A 16,427-nucleotide genomic window follows, 5' to 3' on the forward strand; every position below is an offset into this window, starting at 1 on the left:
GATTACTTCTTCTCGTCTTCGTCAACGATCTCGGCGTCGACGATGTCCTCGTCGGCTCCCGCTGCGGGCTCGCCGGCAGCGGCACCCTCGGCGCCGTCCGGAGAACCGGCCTGGGCGTAGATGGCCTCGCCGAGCTTGGTCTGGGAAGCCTGCAGCTTCTCAAACGCCGTTTTGACGGCCGAGTCATCGGTTCCTTCGAGGGCAGCCTTCAGGGCGTCGACGTCGGCCTGGACCTCGGTCTTGACCTCTTCAGGCAGCTTGTCGGCGTTGTCAGCGATCAACTTGTCCACGGAGTAGGCCAGCTGCTCGGAGGTGTTGCGGGTGTCCGCTGCCTCGCGGCGGGCCTTGTCCTCGGCTGCGTGCTCTTCGGCGTCCTTGACCATGCGGTCGATGTCTTCCTTGGAGAGGCTGGAACCGCCGGTGATGGTCATGGACTGTTCCTTGCCGGTGCCCTTGTCCTTCGCCGAGACGTGCACAATGCCGTTGGCGTCGATGTCGAAGGTAACCTCGACCTGCGGCATGCCGCGCGGCGCCGGTGCGATGCCGGTCAGTTCAAAGGTACCCAACGGCTTGTTGTCCCGGGTGAACTCGCGCTCGCCCTGGAAGACCTGGATGGCTACCGAGGGCTGGTTGTCATCGGCAGTGGTGAAGGTTTCCGAGCGCTTGGTCGGGATGGCCGTGTTGCGCTCGATCAGGTGCGTCATGATGCCGCCCTTGGTTTCAATACCGAGGGAGAGCGGGGTGACGTCGATCAGGAGGACGTCTTTACGCTCGCCCTTGAGGACACCGGCCTGCAGTGCGGCGCCGACGGCGACAACCTCGTCCGGGTTGACGCCCTTGTTCGGCTCTTTGCCGCCGGCCAGGTCCTTGACCAGGTCGTAGACGGCAGGCATCCGGGTGGAACCGCCGACCAGCACGATGTGGTCGATCTGGGAAAGCTGGATGCCGGCTTCCTTGATGACGTCATGGAACGGCTTTTTGGTGCGCTCAAGCAGGTCCTTGGTGAGGTCCTGGAACTTGGCGCGGGTCAGCTGCTCATCCAGGTGCACCGGACCGTCGGGGGTGACGGAGAGGTATTGCAGGGAGACATTGGTGCTGGACGAGGAGGAGAGTTCCTTCTTGGCCTGCTCGGCTGCTTCACGCAGGCGCTGCAGGGCGATCTTGTCCTTGGACAGGTCGATGCCCTTGACCTTGAGCTGGTTCAGCAGGTAGTCGACAACGCGCTGGTCCCAGTCGTCGCCGCCGAGGCGGTTGTCGCCTGCGGTGGAGCGGACCTGAATGGTGGAGAAGTTGTCTTCGTCCTTGCCGACCTCAAGGAGGGAGACGTCGAAGGTTCCGCCGCCGAGGTCGAAGACGAGGATGAGCTCGTCTTCCTTGCCCTTGTCCAGGCCGTAGGCCAACGCTGCAGCGGTGGGCTCGTTGACGATGCGCAGGACCTTAAGGCCAGCGATTTCGCCGGCTTCCTTGGTGGCCTGGCGCTCTGCGTCGTTGAAGTACGCGGGAACGGTGATCACAGCGTCAGTGACCTTCTCACCGAGGTAGGACTCGGCGTCGTTCTTGAGCTTCATCAGGATACGGGCGGAGATTTCCTGCGCCGTGTACTTCTTGTCGTCCACCGCGACGTTCCAGTCGGTGCCCATGTGGCGCTTGACCGAAGCAATGGTGCGGTCAATGTTGTTGACGGCCTGGCGCTTGGCGATCTCGCCAACGAGCACTTCGCCGGACTTGGAGAATGCAACAACCGACGGCGTGGTGCGCCCACCCTCGGCGTTGGCAATAACGGTGGGCTCGCCACCTTCGAGAACGGAGACGACGGAGTTGGTTGTTCCGAGGTCAATACCTACTGCACGTGACATGTGTTGCTTCCTTCTTTCCGGGGAATCTAGCTGAAATCGCTGCAGACCACTGGGATCCGACCGATATGAGCGATCTGCACTCAACTTTACTCCGGCTCGGGGCAATGTCAATCCAAAGTTGAGCGTCATCCGCTCAACCTCGGATTAACTTGCACAAGGAGCACACCGCAGACAGCAAAAACTCCCGGAATTCCGGGAGTTTCACTTGGCCGCCTGTCCACCGGCGGCGAATTTCGCTGTCCGCGAAGGCCGCCGCCGGGTGCGGACCTGCCGCTTAGCCGTCCCCGCGGTCCGGCTCGCCCGTCGATTCCGTCCGAACGGGCGCCGCGCCGGCGGCGCCGCGGCCCGCACCGGGGGTGCCGGCGGCGCCGTAGTCGCCGTCCGGATACTCGCCCTCGTTCGCTGCGGAGGCCGGCGCGCCGACGCTACCTGCTGCGCCATAGTCGCCCTCGGGATAGTCGCCCTCTTCCACACCAACGGCCGTGGCGCCGCTGACGCCGGCATTGCCGTAGTCGCCGCTGGAGTATTCGCCTTCTTCGGCCTCGAGCGGGTTGTCCCCGGCGGTGCCTGCCGTGCCGTAGTCGCCTTCGACATACTGGCCCTCCGCGGCCGGGTCTTCGGGCTCCGGGGCCGTTCGATCAAACTCGCTGTTTTCGGACATGTTTGGATCCTTTCCGGAAGCCTCGGCGCGCCAGTCAGGCGCAGGGGCAGTCTATCGACCACCACCGGGAGGCAACAGGGTGAACTGAACCAGGATCATCGGCTGCTCCCGGGGTCGGCGGCTTGCGTCCCTGCCGGCAGGTCCGGTTGCGGCGCGGCGCCGGCGAGGCCGGCGAGTTCTGCCAGTGCAGCCAGGTGCAAGGCGAACAATTCATCCGGTGCGGCAAAGGTTCCCTCGCCGTACTGCCCAAAGACCTCGAAGCTGATGGTGCCGAACAAGGCGCTCCAGACAAGCGCGCCGCGAGCCAGCAGGGCGTCCGGGACCGCCAGTCCCATCTCGCTGCGGATGCGCTGCAGGTCTGCGGCGAGTCCGGACAAAGCGGCGCCCTGACCGTCTGGCGCGACCAGCCCGCCGGCGCGGTAGGCGCCGTCGAGTACCGCCATCAGGGCGTAGACCACCCTGGTGCCGGGCCCCGTTGTTCGCTCGGCCGGCGCCTGGTATCCGGGCACAGGACTGCCGAAAAGGAGGCTGTAGCGCGCCGGCTCGCGCAGCGCCCAGCTGCGGACCGCGGCACCCAGGGCCCCGAACTGCCCGCAAAAGTCGGCCGCGGGTGCTGCGGCCACGGCGGCGTCGACTTCGTCGGCGAGCTCGTTGTAGGCATCGATAAGCAGCAGGGTCAGCAGCTCTTCGCGGTTCTCCACGTACCGGTAGACCGCCGAGGAGACGACGCCAAGGTCCCGGGCAACGGCGCGGAGGGACAGTGCGGCCGCCCCGTGAACTGCCAAATGCTCCCGCCCCAGGCGCACAATATCTTCAACGGTCCGGGCCCGGGCCCGCTCCCGGGGCGTGGTCGGCTTGCCGGATGGTGCGGTGGCGGATTGCGGCATGGCTTCAGCATTCCATAAACCAGAGCAGTGTCAACAAATGAGAGCACCGCTCTTGACTTAGCCAAGGATCGGCCGCATCCTGAGGTGAGAGAGCACTGCTCTCAGTTCCGGATGTTGCCCCTGGGGAAGGCGGCCGCCCGGACAGCCGCCGTCCGACCGGAATGAAAGCGAGAAATCGATGTCCCAGCACGTATCCCCGGAGGCAGAAGCCTCTACCTTATTTGTCGTCACCGGCGCCGGGCCGGTCGGCTGGACGGTTGCCGCACAGCTTGCAGCGGAAGGCCATCGGGTTCGGGTGCTTACCCGGTCCGGCAGCGGACCCGACCATCCCCGGATCGAAAAGATGGCCGTGAACGTGGCCAATCCGGCGCAACTTGGCGAACTGTTCCGCGGCGCCCACGCCGTGTTCCACTGCATTCACGGCTCCCAATACAGCGCAAAGGCATGGGCGGAGGAATTGCCGGGCGCAGAGCAGTCGGTTCTTGCCGCGGCGGGCGAGGCTGGCGCGGTCGTCGTTTTTCCGGAAAGCCTGTACTCCTACAGCGCTCCGGAGCGCCCGATGACGGAGGCCGGCCCCCGCGCGGCTGAGGGCGGCAAGCGCGGGGTGCGGACCGCACTTCTGGCCGCCCGCGCGGCGTCCGAGACGGACACCGTGAGCGTGGTCGCAAGCGACTTCTTCGGCCCCCGGGTGCGCGGCGCACATGCGGGCGAGCGAATGGTGAAGCCGGTGCTGGCGGGCACACCGCTGGTGGTCATCGGCAAGGCATCCCTACCGCACTCCTTCACCTACGTGCCCGACCTGGCCGCCGCGATGATCCGGGCGGCGCAGGACCCAGCGCTGTGGAACCGGGTGTGGCATGCACCCACCGGCACCGCGGTGAGCCAGCGGCAGATCGCCCGCGCGTTCGCCGCAGCCGCCGGCGGTCGGGCGCCGCGGGTGGCCGCTGTGCCCGGCTGGGTTCTGCGGATCATTGGCCGGTTTTCCCCGGGAACGCAGGAACTGGTCGAAACCCTGTACCAGTTTGAGCAGCCGTTTGTGCTGGACTCACACGCCAGCGAGGCGGCCATGGGACTGCGGCCCACGCCGCTGGAGGAAGCAGCCGCCGCCACAATTGCCTGGTGGGGGGGCCAGGGACGGTAGCGGCGGCTGCGGGCTCTGGCTAGCGGATTCCTGCCTCCGCTGACGCCGCCTCGGGGGCGGCCGGCTCCGCGCGAGCGGCGGAGCGCGTCCCGGTGCGTCCCAGCTTGCCTGGCCACCAGATTCGCGGGCCGATGTCGTAGGCCAGGGCGGGGATCAGGAGTGAGCGGACCAGGATGGTGTCCAGCAGCACTCCGAAGGCCACGATGAAGGCCAACTGCGCCAGGAACATGATCGGGATGATGCCCAAGGCGGCGAAGGTGGCAGCAAGCACCACGCCGGCGGAGGTGATAACGCCGCCCGTGACGGCCAGGCCGCGCAGGATGCCGGCCCGGGTGCCGTGCTTAAGGGATTCCTCGCGGACCCGGCTCATCAGGAAGATGTTGTAGTCAACACCCAGTGCCACGAGGAAAACGAAGCCGAACAGCGGAACGGTGGCGTCTGCTCCCGGGAATCCGAAGATGTTGTTGAATACGAAGGCGGAGACTCCCATCGCGGCGCCGTAGGACAGGACCACCGAGGCGACCAGCAGGACCGGCGCCAGCACCGAGCGCAGCAGCAGCATCAGGATCAGGAGGATGACCGCGAGGACCACCGGGATGATGGTGACGAGGTCGCGCTGGGCCGTGGTGTTGGTGTCCAGGGCCGTCGCGGTGACGCCGCCGACGAGTGCACCGGGGTCGGTCTTCTTGAGTTCCCGGCGCAGATCGACAACAACGTTCTCGGCCTCGTTGGAGTCCGCCGCGAAGTTCAGTGTCGCGTTGATCAGGACCTTGCCGTCCCGGACCGAAGGAGTCGACGGTGCCGCGGGCGCACCCGGGGCCGCTGGCGCGCCGGTGATCGGCACTCCGCCGTCGGCCAGCAGGTAGGCATCCCCCACACTGTCAGTGGCTTTGGTCTTGTCCAGTACGTCCTGGGCCTTCGATTCGTCGGCGACGATCACGGCGGGACTGCCGGAACCGGCGTCGAAGTGCCGCGCCAGGGCGTCCTGCCCGTCCACCGCGTTGGAGGCAGTGAGGATGACGTCGGTCTGCGGGACGCCGTTTGCCTTGAGCTGCAGGACGCCGGCGGATGCTGCCAGCAGCAGCAGCACAGAGGTGATCCAGACGGCCCGGGGCCGGCGTGAAACAAGAGAACCGGTCGCGCGCCACAGGCCCTTCTGGCCCTCGAGTCCTGTGACGAGCTCGGGCTCGCGCTCGGTCTCCGGCAGCAGCTTGGGCCGGAAAGGCCAGAACGCAGTCCGGCCCAGCAGCGCCATCAGCGCGGGGAGCAGGGTCAGGGCCGCCAGGAGCGAGCACAGGATGCCGGCCGCCGCCACCGGGCCGAGGGCCTTGTTCGAGTTAAGGTCCGAGAACAGCAGGCACAGGAGGGCGATGATAACCGTGGCGCCGGACGCCAGGATCGGCTCCCAGGCCGCCTTCCACGCGGTGAGGGCGGCGGCAGTGCGGTTGGTGGTGTGCGTCAGGGCCTCACGGAAGCGCGCCACATAGAGCAGCGCGTAGTCCGTGGCTGCACCGATCACCAGGATGGACAGGATGCCCTGGCTCTGCCCGTTGAGCTGGATCCAGCCGAGTTTGGCCATGCCGAAGACGAGCAGGATAGCGGCGGTGAGGGCAAAAACCGAGGTGAACAGCACCGTGATCGGCAGCAGCAGCGAGCGGTAGACAATCAGCAGAATCAGGAACACCGCGCCAAGGGCCACGAGCAGCAGAATGCCGTCAATGCCGGCGAAGGCGCTGACCAGGTCCGCGGTAAGCCCGGCCGGTCCGGTGACGAAGGTCCGCATTCCCGCCGGAGCAGATGCCTGTACTTCGTCGCGGAGTTCCTGGACCACTTGTTTCACCTCGTCGGATGAGCCGATCGGCACCACAAACTGCACCGCTTTGGCATCCTTTGACGGGATGGGCCCCACGACTGTGCTGCCGGCGCCGAGCGCTTCCAGCTTGCCCTTAAGCGCCGCCGCCTCGCCGAGCTGGGCCGGGGTGAAGGCTGCGTCGTTCTCAATGACGATGACTGCAGGTATTTCCTTGGAGTCCCGGAACTTGGCCTGCCAGTCCTGGGCCTCCGTGGCTTCGGCTCCCGCCGGCAGGAAGGAGGCCTGGTCATTCGAGGAGACCTCGCTCAGCCGGCCAAAGGTCGGACCGCCGATCCCGGCGATGGCCAGCCAGGTAATAACAAGGAGGACGGGAACCAGCCAGCGCAGCCAGAAGGGGACGCGGGTACTGCCCTGTGATGTCTTGGTCATGGTTCCTTCTCGAACGGGCCTGGATCAATGCAATTGAGTCTATAATAGACTATCTCCACAATGGAGATAACCCTGAAAGTTAACTTCCCGAGCGTCAGCGCGGAATCAGCAAAGCTACGGCGCCACGGGCTGCTGAAGTAAACTCCGGAAGGCGCCTGCTGCGAAGCAGTGGGCAAGGCAAAGGAGAGAGGAAGGTTCGCGTGAGAGTTGACCCGCCGGAACTCCCCGGGCCCCAGGGTCCGCCTCCGCTGGTGCGTCTCCTTCAGGAGTTCAGCCTCGAGGCCAACCGCTATGTGGATTCCGCCGGCGGCCGCAACGACATGCACCGGACGGACCTCAATGCCTTGGGTGTGATCATGCAGCACACCGCGAGGAACCAGATTGTCACGCCCGGAGTGCTCCGCAAGGAACTCCACCTGAGCTCACCCGCCACCACCGCCCTGATTGATCGGCTGCACAGTTCCGGCCACGTGGTCCGCGAACGGCAAGGCCCGGACCGCCGCCAGGTCCAGCTCAGGATGACCCCCAAGGCCTACCGCGACGGCGGCGCCATGTTCCAGCCGCTGGCCCGGCAGATGGCGGCCGCGATGGCCGAATTCACTCCGGCGGAACTGGACGTCGCGACGCGGTTCATGGCCTCGATGATCGAGGCGACGGTCAGGGCCGGCCAAGAGGCCGCGCAACAGCCGGCACCGTCTCCCGCCGACCCGCGCTAGTTGGCATTTTCGAGCGCCCCATCGGCAACACCTCCGGGCCGGCCCGCCTGCCGGCCAAGATGGCGGCCACGGCCAGCCCGAGCGGGACCACCAGTGCCCAGCCGCTGAAAAGCAGCACGGCGAGCATCACAGCAGCGGCCACAATAACCCCGCACCAGGCCGGCGTCCGTGCGGGCAGCAAACGAATCCCGGCGAACAGTCCAAACGCGGTCACGGCGGTGAAACAGGCCGACGCCGCCCCGATCTGGAACTGCATGTCGCCCAGCCCGGCTGCCGCCGCCCCGAAGGACAGCAACGTCATCACGCCCAGCAGTGCCAGGCTGGCCGTGGGCACCTCCCCCGGACCGGCACCCCGCGCAAGGAGCCGCGGCAGAACGCCGTCGGACGCCAGGCTTGCCCCCAGCCGGCTGGCGCCGGCAACAAAGGTGTTGACCGGGCCGAAAGTCAGCACCGCGGCGGCGACGGCGGTCAGCGGCGCCGCGAGTCCGCCGAGTCCCTTCTCAAGCAGTTGCGCGATCGGCACGTCGCTGCCCGGAAGGGCTGGACCCAGCACTGCGAGCGAGGCCGAGACGACGCCGAGATAGACCAGACCGACCACGATCAGGGTGAGCCAGGTGGCCCGTTTGAGGTCACGGTCCGGGTGGCGGAACTCCCCGGCGATGTGTGTGACCGCCTCCCAGCCGGCGAAGCAGAAGAAGAGCAGGCTGGCCACGCCGCCCACGGCCCAGTAGCCGTGCGGCGCGAACGGTTCGAAGTTCTCCGCCCGGGCAAACGGCGCAGCCAGCGCGATGGCCAGTGCCAGCAGTCCGACGAGCAGCACCATCAGCACCAGCTGGATGCCGCTGGACATCCGGATCCCGACGGCGTTGCTCGCGAAGGCGGCGGCCAGCAGCAAGGCAGCGGCCACCAACGCCGTCCCGCGGCCGCCGCCCAGCGCGTGGGCGATGTAGTTCCCGCCAATCAAGGCCGTCGCCGGGGCACCGAACGGAATGGCGAAGTAGAAGAGGTAGCCCGCCACGGCCGAGGCGCGGCGCCCGTAGGCACGCGTGACGAAGTGGGCAATTCCGCCGGCGTCGGGCTGCTGGCGGCTCATCTCAGCGAAACTGAAGGCCACGGGGGTGCAGAACACCAGCAGCAGGGTCCAGGCCAGGAGCGACGCCGGCCCGGCCTCCTTGGCGGCGATGGCCGGAAGGACCAGGATGCCCGAGCCCAGGATTGCCCCGACGTAGATGCCGGTGGCCCGGAACAGGCCGAGCCCTGCCTGCTTGCTGCTGTTGGTTTTCACTCCTCTAATCATCCGCTGAACCGACCCGGCCGGAAGCGGCAAAACGGACGGCTGCGCGCGAAATCCTGCCGTCTTCCCGGCCGCGTCCCCCGCATTCGCGGATTTGTCGGTGCGGGGCGGTAGCGTTTTATTATGAGTGCGCAGCAGCCTGAAGATGTGTACAGCCACGGCCACCACGAGTCGGTGGTCCGCGCCCACGCCTCCCGGACAGCGGAGAACTCCGCGGCGTTTGTGATCCCGCACCTGACCCCGGGGGTTTCGGTGCTCGACGTCGGCTGCGGGCCGGGCAGCATCACGTGCGATTTCGCCGGACTCGCCGCCCCCGGGAAGGTCACCGGACTGGACCGCTCGCCCGAGGTGGTCAGCCAGGGGACCGCCCTCGCTGCGGAGCGCGGCGTGCAGAACGTCGAGTTCGTGGCCGGCAACATCTACGACCTCGACTTCGAGGACGAGGCGTTCGACGTTGTGCACGCCCACCAGGTCCTGCAGCACCTCACGGACCCGGTGGCCGCCCTGCGGGAAATGCGCCGCGTCGCCAAGCCCGGCGGGATCGTGGCGGTGCGCGACGCCGATTTCCACGGCATGAGCTGGTACCCGGCCGTCCCCGAGCTGGATGAATGGATGGAGCTCTACCAACGGATCGCACGACGCAACGGGGCGGAGCCCGACGCTGGCCGCCGCCTGGTTTCGTGGGCCCAGTCCGCCGGGTTCACCGACGTCGCGCCCTCCAGCAGCAACTGGCTCTACGCCACCGGCCAGCAGCGCCGTTGGCAGGCCCGGGTGTGGGGCGAACGCGTGCTGCACTCGGCATTCGCGGACCAGGCACTCGAATACGGCTTCGCCAACGCCGCCGACCTTGCCCGGATTTCGGCCGGCTGGCACCGCTGGGGTTCCACGGACGACGGCTGGTTCCTGATCCCCAACGGCGAAGTGATCGCCCGGGCGTGAGCGGCGGCCCGTTGTCCACATAGCCGGGCTGGCTCTGGAGCTCGAAGGGCAGGTTTCCTAGCATCAAAACATGATCATCCAAGCAGGCTTTGACTTAGAGATACTGGCCCGCCCGCTCATCCTCCAGCACGCCAGGCCCATGCCCCGGCTCGTGCTGATCTGCCTGGACGCGGAGATGCAACTAAGCGACGTGGATGTCGTCCCCGGGGATTTCGCGGGCTGCCTGGTCCCTTTCCAGGATGCCGTCCTCGCGGGACTGGACCCGCAGGACACAAGGTACTTTGCCATCGCCCACCCGGGCAGCTTTGGTGAAGCCTACGGCTATCCGGATCCGATTCTGGACGAGGCCCGGGAACTGGAATCGAAAGCAGCCGGACAAGGCATGCAGCTGATCGGCCACTTCGCCATCGACGAAACAGGCTACATGTCGGCCCGAGCCCGCTCGTACTTCGACCAGTATCCGCGTCACGCGGACCTGCCAAGGACCATGTTCCACTGGTCGCATTCAAAGCATGGCAGGTGTGGCTGAGCCCTTGCGCATGCCGGATCTTCCGGGTTCACACCAGCCATTCCCCGCCGGCGGATCAGCCGCTAGGGTGCACTCAGACACCCTGTGACGAGGAGGAAGCATGCGCAACGTGACGGCCGGCCTGTTCAGTTCCGTGGACGGCGTGGTGGAAGACCCGTTCCTGTGGCAATTCGACAGCTTCGATGAGGAGCTGGGCGCGGGGATGAACGAGATGATGGGCCGGATCGATACCGGGCTCCTGGGCCGCGTCGGGTACCAGCAATGGGCGGAGTACTGGCCGAACGCCGAAGCCGACGCCGACTTCGGCGGGTTCATCAACCCGCTGCCCAAATATGTGGCGTCCCGCACCCTGACCGGCGAGCTGGCGTGGCAGAACTCGCAGCTGATCGCGGGGCCGCTGGAGGATTTCGTCGCGGGCCTGAAGGACGGCGACGGCGGCGACATCGGCGTGTTCAGTAGCATCTCGCTGGCCCGCCAACTGTTCTTCGCCGGGCTGCTCGACAGCCTGATGCTGATCGTCCATCCCGTGATCACGGGCAATGGCCGCAGGCTCTTCGCCGACGGCGATCCGCTGACCCGGCTTGAGCTGCAGTCGTCCCAGCAGACGAGCAAGGGCAACATGATTCTGAGCTACGGCCTGCGCGGCAGCTGAGGGGAGAGCCTGGCTCCCGATAACCTCCCGACGGCCGGCAGCACCCGGCGTGAAAGGGGCGTCCGCGGCCGTAAACTGAATCAGTGCAACCCTCCCTTTGGCTGGCCCTGGCCGGCGCCGGTGTCCTGATCAGCTTTACGCCCGGCGCGGGCGCCATCAACACGATGAGCAATTCCCTGAACTCCGGCTTCCGGCGTTCCATCTGGGGGATCCTCGGGCAGCAGGCCGCGCTGGTGGTGCACATCGTGATCGTGGCCCTCGGCGTGGGGGTGCTGGTGGCCAGCTCTCCGGTCGCCTTCAACGTGATCCGCTACGCAGGCGCCGCCTACCTTGTCTACCTGGGCATCCAGCAGTTCCGGCACAAACCCGACCTGGACCAGGAAAAGGCCGCCGCGCTGCGCAACGAGCCGGCATTCTCCATGTTCCGCCGCGGCCTGTGGGTCAACCTGTTGAACCCCAAGGCGATCGTGTTCTTCCTGGCTTTTATGCCGCAGTTCATCCGCCCGGAGAACCCGCTCCTGCCGCAGTACCTGACCCTGTCAGCCACGGTGATCGTGATCGACATCCTGGTCATGTGGTTCTTCTTCGCGGCCGCAGCCAAGACCTTCCAGCGTTTCACCCACGACGCCCGCGGCCAGCGCATCCTCAACCGGACGTTCGGCGTGCTGTTCATGGCCGTCGGCGTCATGCTGGCCCTTATCCACTGACGGGCCCAGGCTACGGCCAGTTATGGCTGGATGGCGCTCAGCTTCCGAAGGTCGGCCTTCCTGATCTTGCCGCTGGCGGTCCGGGGCATCTCATCGACAAACAGCACGGACTTGGGAATCTTGTAACGTGCCAGGCGTCCATCCAGGTACCGTCTGAGCTGCTCTTCCGTGAGGTGGGCACCCTCGCGCAGCAGAACCACAGCCCGGGGCACTTCACCCCATTTCTCATCCGGCACGCCAATCACGGCCACGCTTCCCACCGCCTCGAGTTCCGTGATGGCCTGCTCCACTTCTGCGGGATAAATGTTCTCGCCGCCGGAGATGATCATGTCCTTGATCCGGTCCGAGACGAAGAGGAACCCGTCGTCATCCTTGTATCCCATATCGCCTGACTTGAACCAACCGCCCTCTGCATAGGACTCGGCGGTGGCGTCCGCGCGGTTCCAGTACTCGGGGATCACGTTCGGGCCCTTTATCTGGATCTCGCCGGCCGTCCCCGGCGCAGCGGTGTCCCCGTCGAAGCCGGCGATTCGCACATCGGTGAAGAACTGCGGAAGTCCGGCCGATCCAGCCTTATCCCTGGACCGGGCCGCCGGCAGGGTGGTGGCGCCCGGCGCAGTCTCGGTCATGCCGTAGCCATTGGAGAACCGCATGCCGCGCGCTTCATACGCCTCCAGCACCCGCATCGGCACCGCTGACCCGCCACAGGTGAGCTTGTTCAAGGAGCTGAGGTCCGCCGTGGCCCACGCCGGGTGCTCGGCGAGCATCTGATAGGTGGTCGGCACCCCGCTGATGGTGGTCGCCCGGTGCCGCTCAATGAGTTCCAGTGTCCGGCCGGGGTCGAACTTCGGCTCCAGCACCACAGTTCCTCCCTTGAGGAGGGTGGGCAGGACGCCCATGTCCAGCGACGCCACGTGGAACATCGGCGAAATCATCAGCGCCACGTCCTGCGAGGAGAAGTCGAAATCAACGATCACGTTGATGCAGTTCCACGTGACGTTGCCGTGGGTCAGCAGGGCCCCTTTGGGCCGGCCCGTAGTCCCGGAGGTGTAGAGGATCATGGCACCGTCGTCCAGCGTGACCGGTTCGTCGACCGGCTGGTCCGAACCGGAGGCCACCAGGTCCGCAAAGTCCTCCACCGCCGTCGGGCCCCCGGCGGCTCCACTGCGCACCGCCGGGTTATTGCCGGCGCCGGCATCGTCTACGACGACGAGCCTTGCCACTGCCGTGCCGGCCGACCCGCGGGCTGCCAGGTCGCCGAGGCTGCCTGCATGGACCAGTACCCCGGCGCCGCAGTCCTGCAGCTGGAACTGGATTTCCGGGGGTGCCAGCCGCGTGTTGAGCGGGACGAAAATGGCACCCAGGGTGCCGCACGCAAAGAGGGTTTCCAGGAAGGACGGGTGGTTCTCGCCCAGGTAGGCAACCCTGTCGCCCTTGGCCACGCCGCGGTCCCCCAGGGCGTTGGCGAGGCGGACGGTCCGGTCCGCGAACTGTTCATAACTAAGTTCCCGGTCACCGCTGATCAGGGCGGTCTTGTTGCCGGACTTCGGGCGGCGACGTTGCAGCCACGAACCGATGCCAAAATTTTCCACGGCGAATCCTTTCTACTGTGAGGTTAGCCCGTGTGAGGGGACCCGATGAAGGGTCAGGCCCGGACGGTGCGGAGGTCGTTGTTCTTCGGTTCCCGGGTCAGCAGGATGAAGACGATGGAGACGACCGACATGATCGCCAGATACCAGACCACTGATGCCGTGTCCTGGCCTGAGTCCTTGAAGATCTGGGCCACGATGCCCGGAGTGAACCCGGCCCCAAGCAGGGTTGCCAGCTGGTAGCCCAGGGACGCCCCGGTGTAGCGGGAGGTGGTGCCGAACTGCTCGGACACGAAGGCCGCCAATGGACCGAACAGTGTGGAGTGGATCATCAGGCCGATGGCGAACGCCACGAAGATCAGCATGATGTTGTTGGAGGAGAGCAGCTGGAACATCGGCACCAGGTAGATGATGAAGAGAACCAGTCCGCCGATCATCACCGGCCGCCTGCCCACCCTGTCGGAAAGCCGGCCGCCCATGATCACGAACACGATGGAGATCAGGGAGGCAGCAGCAAAGGCGTACAGCACGCCCTGGCGGTCGGCGCCCTTGGAGACGGCGTAGGTCACCGAGAACGTGGCCAGGACCACCTGGAGCGCGAAGCCTGCGGCGCCGGCGAGCATAGTGAAAATCAGGGTCTTGGGCCGCCGCAGGACCTGTACCAGGGGCGCGGCCGGCTTTGCCGTGATTCCGGCGCCGTTTGCCTGCGCCGCGCTCTCCCGCTCAGCTTTTTCCTGTTCAATGGCGGCTTTGAAGATAGGGCTTTCGGAAACCTTGAGCCGGACGAACATGCCCACGCCCAGCAGCACGAAGGAGAGCAGGAACGGCACCCGCCAACCCCAGGCGAGGAACTGATCGTTCGGGAGCGCTGAGAACGCGCCCATGATCAGGGTGCCAAGGACGGCGCCGGTGGGCGCCCCGGCGTTGACGAACGAGGCGGCAAAACCGCGTTTGCCTGATTCGGAGTGCTCCAGCGCCATGAGGGCGGCCCCGCCCCATTCACCGCCGACGGCGATGCCCTGGAAGACACGAAGAATCGCGAGGAGCACCGCACCCCAGGGGCCGGCCACCGAGGCACCCGGGACCAGCCCGATCAGGGTTGAGGACACGCCCATGACCAGCATCGAGATGATCAGCATGTTCTTGCGGCCCATCCGGTCGCCGAAGTGGCCGAAGATGATGCCGCCAACCGGGCGGGCCACGTAGCCCGCGGCAAACGTGCCGTAGGCGGCCACCACGCCTACCCAGTCGTCCATGCCGCTGAAGAAGACCTTCGGGAAGACGATCGCCGCGGCCGTGGCGTAGAGGAGGAAGTCGTAGTACTCGATGGTGCTGCCCAGGTAGCTGGAGGCAATGACGGTGCGCGCTTCCTTGCGTCGCTCGGCGGTGCCCATCGCTTGAAGCTGAGTGAGTCCTGACATGGTTGTTCCTTTGAACAGAGGGAGGGTTCGTAGAGGGGGCTTTTTACTTGTAGAAGCGGGCGAGGAACTCGGCGACGACGGCGGGCCGCTCCTGGCCTTCGATCTCGATGGTGTTGGCGACCTTGATCTGGGCACCGCCCTTGACCTCGGTCACTTCGCTGATGGTGGACCGCATCCGGATCCGCGCGCCCACCTTGACCGGGGACGTGAAGCGGACTTTGTCCAGTCCGTAGTTGACCTTCGTGGTGACGCCGTCGACGTCGAACAGCTCGCCCCAGAAAGGGATGATGAGCGAGAGGGTGAGGAAGCCGTGGGCGATGGGGGCGCCGAACGGGCCGTCCTTGGCGCGTTCCGGGTCAACGTGGATCCACTGGTCGTCACCGGTGGCGTCGGCGAACTTGTTGATCTGTTCCTGGGTGATTTCGCGGTACTCGGTGACCCCGAGATCGGTGCCGGCGAGCGTGAGCAGTTTGTCGAAATCGACGACGAGATTGGGCATGATGTCCTCCTGGAGGGCTGGGTGGGGCAGGGAACTGTCCGACGGCGGTGCCGGAGCGGGGTGTGTTGGATTTGGTGGGTGCCGGGGTCAGCGGGTGAAGGCGCTTTCGCCGGTCAGGGCCCGGCCGACGATGAGGGCGTTGATTTCGTGGGTGCCTTCGTAGGAGTAGACGGCCTCGGCGTCGGCGTGGAAGCGTGCGACATCGGTTTCAAGGGTGATGCCGTTGCCGCCGACCACTTCGCGGGCCAGGGCCACGGTTTCGCGCATCAGCAGGGATGTCTGCATCTTGGCCAGGGCGGAGCCCTGGTCCCGGTAGATGCCGTTGGACTGCTGCTCGGTGAGCCGCACCACGAGAGACAGCGCCGAGGTGACGTTTCCGAGCATCCGGGCCAGTTTTTCCTGGACCAGCTGGAAGGATCCGAGCGTGCGGCCGAACTGCCGGCGTTCCGTGACGTAGCGCAGGGCCGCCTCGAATGCACCGGCCGCGATCCCGGTGGCAATCCAGGCGACGTCCGAGCGCATCGCGCGCAGCATTGCCGCGACGTCCCGGAAGGACTCCACGTTGTGCAGGCGCATCGATTCGGGCACCCGTACGCCCTCGAGGGTGATGTGGGCGTTCTGCATCATCCGTAACGCGGTCTTGCCGTGGATCTTCTCCAGCGTCACGCCGGGGGCTTCCCGCTCGACGAGGAAGGCCTTGACCTGGCCGTCGGCCACGTCGCGGGCAAACACGGCCAGGACGTCCGCGGTGGCGGCGCCGCCGATCCAGCGCTTGGCGCCGTCGAGGATCCAGGTGTCGCCCTCACGGCGGGCGGTGGTGGAGAGCCCGCCGGCGATGTCGGAACCGGACTCCGGCTCGGTCAGCGAGAAGACCCCCTTGAGCGAGAAGTCGATGACCTTCGGCATCCATTCGGCCTGCTGTTCCGCGGAGGCACCGACCCGGATCGCGGTCCGGAACAGTCCGGCCTGGGCTGTGTAGAAGGTGGCGAGCGAGGCGTCGGTGCGGGCGAGCTCGAAGATCCGGAAGCCCTGGTAGATTCCCCGGGCCGGGCTGCCCTCCGGGCCGCGCAGTTCGGCCGGCTCCATCAGGTCCAGGCCGATCAGCGGCTCGGCGAGCTCATCCGGGAACTCGCCGCGTTCCCAATAGTCCGCCAGCAGCGGCCGGGCCTTCTCGTCGAGGAAGGTCCGCAGCCTGCCCAGCACGCGGCGTTCCCCCGCGGTCAACAGGGACTCGGCGTCGTAGTAGTCGCAGACGCCGTACAGCCGGGTTTGTTGTTCGGTATCGACAGTCATC

At 66.5% G+C, this 16,427-nt stretch carries 15 protein-coding genes; 6 read left to right on the plus strand and 9 right to left on the minus strand.

Annotated elements, in window-relative coordinates:
- Nucleotides 1-2 precede the first annotated feature (2 nt).
- The 3 genes from dnaK to QI450_RS15045 form a co-directional block, all read right to left on the minus strand.
- Nucleotides 3-1,856 (minus strand): molecular chaperone DnaK, encoded by a 1,854-nt coding sequence (dnaK, locus tag QI450_RS15035; RefSeq protein WP_226775250.1) that lies wholly within the window; start codon nt 1,854-1,856, stop codon nt 3-5.
- A gap of 274 nt (nt 1,857-2,130) precedes the next feature.
- Nucleotides 2,131-2,517 (minus strand): hypothetical protein, encoded by a 387-nt coding sequence (locus tag QI450_RS15040; RefSeq protein WP_226775249.1) that lies wholly within the window; start codon nt 2,515-2,517, stop codon nt 2,131-2,133.
- Nucleotides 2,518-2,612: 95 nt separating this feature from the next.
- Nucleotides 2,613-3,404, minus strand: a complete 792-nt coding sequence (locus QI450_RS15045; protein WP_226775248.1) for a TetR/AcrR family transcriptional regulator — start codon at nt 3,402-3,404, stop codon at nt 2,613-2,615.
- 178 nt (nt 3,405-3,582) lie between these two features.
- On the opposite strand from QI450_RS15045, the gene QI450_RS15050 reads away from it, so the two are divergent.
- Entirely contained in the window at nt 3,583-4,545 is a 963-nt protein-coding gene (locus QI450_RS15050) for an NAD-dependent epimerase/dehydratase family protein (RefSeq protein WP_226775247.1), read from the plus strand.
- Nucleotides 4,546-4,564: 19 nt separating this feature from the next.
- On the opposite strand, the gene QI450_RS15055 is transcribed toward QI450_RS15050, so the two are convergent.
- A complete protein-coding gene (locus QI450_RS15055) occupies nt 4,565-6,787 on the minus strand; it encodes an MMPL family transporter (protein WP_226775246.1) in 2,223 nt (740 codons plus the stop codon).
- 200 nt (nt 6,788-6,987) lie between these two features.
- Here QI450_RS15055 and QI450_RS15060 point away from each other — a divergent pair, with 200 nt between their 5' ends.
- Nucleotides 6,988-7,503: a MarR family transcriptional regulator gene (locus QI450_RS15060; protein WP_226775245.1), complete on the plus strand. Its 516-nt coding sequence runs from the start codon at nt 6,988-6,990 to the stop codon at nt 7,501-7,503.
- On the opposite strand, the gene QI450_RS15065 is transcribed toward QI450_RS15060, so the two are convergent.
- Entirely contained in the window at nt 7,445-8,788 is a 1,344-nt protein-coding gene (locus QI450_RS15065) for an amino acid permease (RefSeq protein ID WP_226775244.1), read from the minus strand. The genes QI450_RS15060 and QI450_RS15065 overlap by 59 nt on opposite strands.
- Before the next feature lie 132 nt (nt 8,789-8,920).
- Here QI450_RS15065 and QI450_RS15070 point away from each other — a divergent pair, with 132 nt between their 5' ends.
- The 4 genes from QI450_RS15070 (at nt 8,921) to QI450_RS15085 (ending at nt 11,624) form a co-directional block, all read left to right on the plus strand.
- Nucleotides 8,921-9,736, plus strand: a complete 816-nt coding sequence (locus tag QI450_RS15070; protein WP_226775243.1) for a class I SAM-dependent methyltransferase — start codon at nt 8,921-8,923, stop codon at nt 9,734-9,736.
- A gap of 70 nt (nt 9,737-9,806) precedes the next feature.
- Nucleotides 9,807-10,265, plus strand: a complete 459-nt coding sequence (locus tag QI450_RS15075; protein ID WP_226775242.1) for a hypothetical protein — start codon at nt 9,807-9,809, stop codon at nt 10,263-10,265.
- A gap of 100 nt (nt 10,266-10,365) precedes the next feature.
- On the plus strand, nt 10,366-10,917 hold the full coding sequence (locus QI450_RS15080) for a dihydrofolate reductase family protein (RefSeq protein WP_226775241.1): 552 nt from the start codon (nt 10,366-10,368) through the stop codon (nt 10,915-10,917).
- A gap of 83 nt (nt 10,918-11,000) precedes the next feature.
- Nucleotides 11,001-11,624 carry a LysE family transporter gene (locus QI450_RS15085; RefSeq protein ID WP_024367074.1) on the plus strand — a complete coding sequence of 208 codons (624 nt, stop codon included), beginning with the start codon at nt 11,001-11,003 and terminating at the stop codon, nt 11,622-11,624.
- 20 nt (nt 11,625-11,644) lie between these two features.
- Here the strand turns inward: QI450_RS15085 and QI450_RS15090 are convergent, their stop codons facing one another.
- The 4 genes from QI450_RS15090 to QI450_RS15105 form a co-directional block, all read right to left on the minus strand.
- A complete protein-coding gene (locus QI450_RS15090) occupies nt 11,645-13,216 on the minus strand; it encodes a long-chain fatty acid--CoA ligase (RefSeq protein ID WP_226775240.1) in 1,572 nt (523 codons plus the stop codon).
- A gap of 53 nt (nt 13,217-13,269) precedes the next feature.
- A complete protein-coding gene (locus QI450_RS15095; protein WP_226775239.1) occupies nt 13,270-14,634 on the minus strand; it encodes an MFS transporter in 1,365 nt (454 codons plus the stop codon).
- A 43-nt stretch (nt 14,635-14,677) separates the two neighbouring features.
- Nucleotides 14,678-15,133: a MaoC family dehydratase gene (locus tag QI450_RS15100; RefSeq protein ID WP_226760581.1), complete on the minus strand. Its 456-nt coding sequence runs from the start codon at nt 15,131-15,133 to the stop codon at nt 14,678-14,680.
- An 87-nt stretch (nt 15,134-15,220) separates the two neighbouring features.
- Entirely contained in the window at nt 15,221-16,426 is a 1,206-nt protein-coding gene (locus QI450_RS15105; RefSeq protein ID WP_226775238.1) for an acyl-CoA dehydrogenase family protein, read from the minus strand.
- Nucleotide 16,427: the final 1 nt, after the last annotated feature.

The sequence above is a fragment of the Arthrobacter sp. EM1 genome (assembly GCF_029964055.1).
GTDB lineage: Bacteria > Actinomycetota > Actinomycetes > Actinomycetales > Micrococcaceae > Arthrobacter.

Excerpts from the sequence above, each read along its gene's own strand:
- dnaK (WP_226775250.1), bottom strand. The coding sequence starts at position 1,856 with ATGTCACGTGCAGTAGGTATTGACCTCGGAACAACCAACTCCGTCGTC.
- QI450_RS15040 (WP_226775249.1), bottom strand. The coding sequence starts at position 2,517 with ATGTCCGAAAACAGCGAGTTTGATCGAACGGCCCCGGAGCCCGAAGAC.
- QI450_RS15045 (WP_226775248.1), bottom strand. The coding sequence starts at position 3,404 with ATGCCGCAATCCGCCACCGCACCATCCGGCAAGCCGACCACGCCCCGG.
- QI450_RS15050 (WP_226775247.1), top strand. The coding sequence starts at position 3,583 with ATGTCCCAGCACGTATCCCCGGAGGCAGAAGCCTCTACCTTATTTGTC.
- QI450_RS15055 (WP_226775246.1), bottom strand. The coding sequence starts at position 6,787 with ATGACCAAGACATCACAGGGCAGTACCCGCGTCCCCTTCTGGCTGCGC.
- QI450_RS15070 (WP_226775243.1), top strand. The coding sequence starts at position 8,921 with ATGAGTGCGCAGCAGCCTGAAGATGTGTACAGCCACGGCCACCACGAG.
- QI450_RS15075 (WP_226775242.1), top strand. The coding sequence starts at position 9,807 with ATGATCATCCAAGCAGGCTTTGACTTAGAGATACTGGCCCGCCCGCTC.
- QI450_RS15080 (WP_226775241.1), top strand. The coding sequence starts at position 10,366 with ATGCGCAACGTGACGGCCGGCCTGTTCAGTTCCGTGGACGGCGTGGTG.
- QI450_RS15095 (WP_226775239.1), bottom strand. The coding sequence starts at position 14,634 with ATGTCAGGACTCACTCAGCTTCAAGCGATGGGCACCGCCGAGCGACGC.
- QI450_RS15100 (WP_226760581.1), bottom strand. The coding sequence starts at position 15,133 with ATGCCCAATCTCGTCGTCGATTTCGACAAACTGCTCACGCTCGCCGGC.
- QI450_RS15105 (WP_226775238.1), bottom strand. The coding sequence starts at position 16,426 with ATGACTGTCGATACCGAACAACAAACCCGGCTGTACGGCGTCTGCGAC.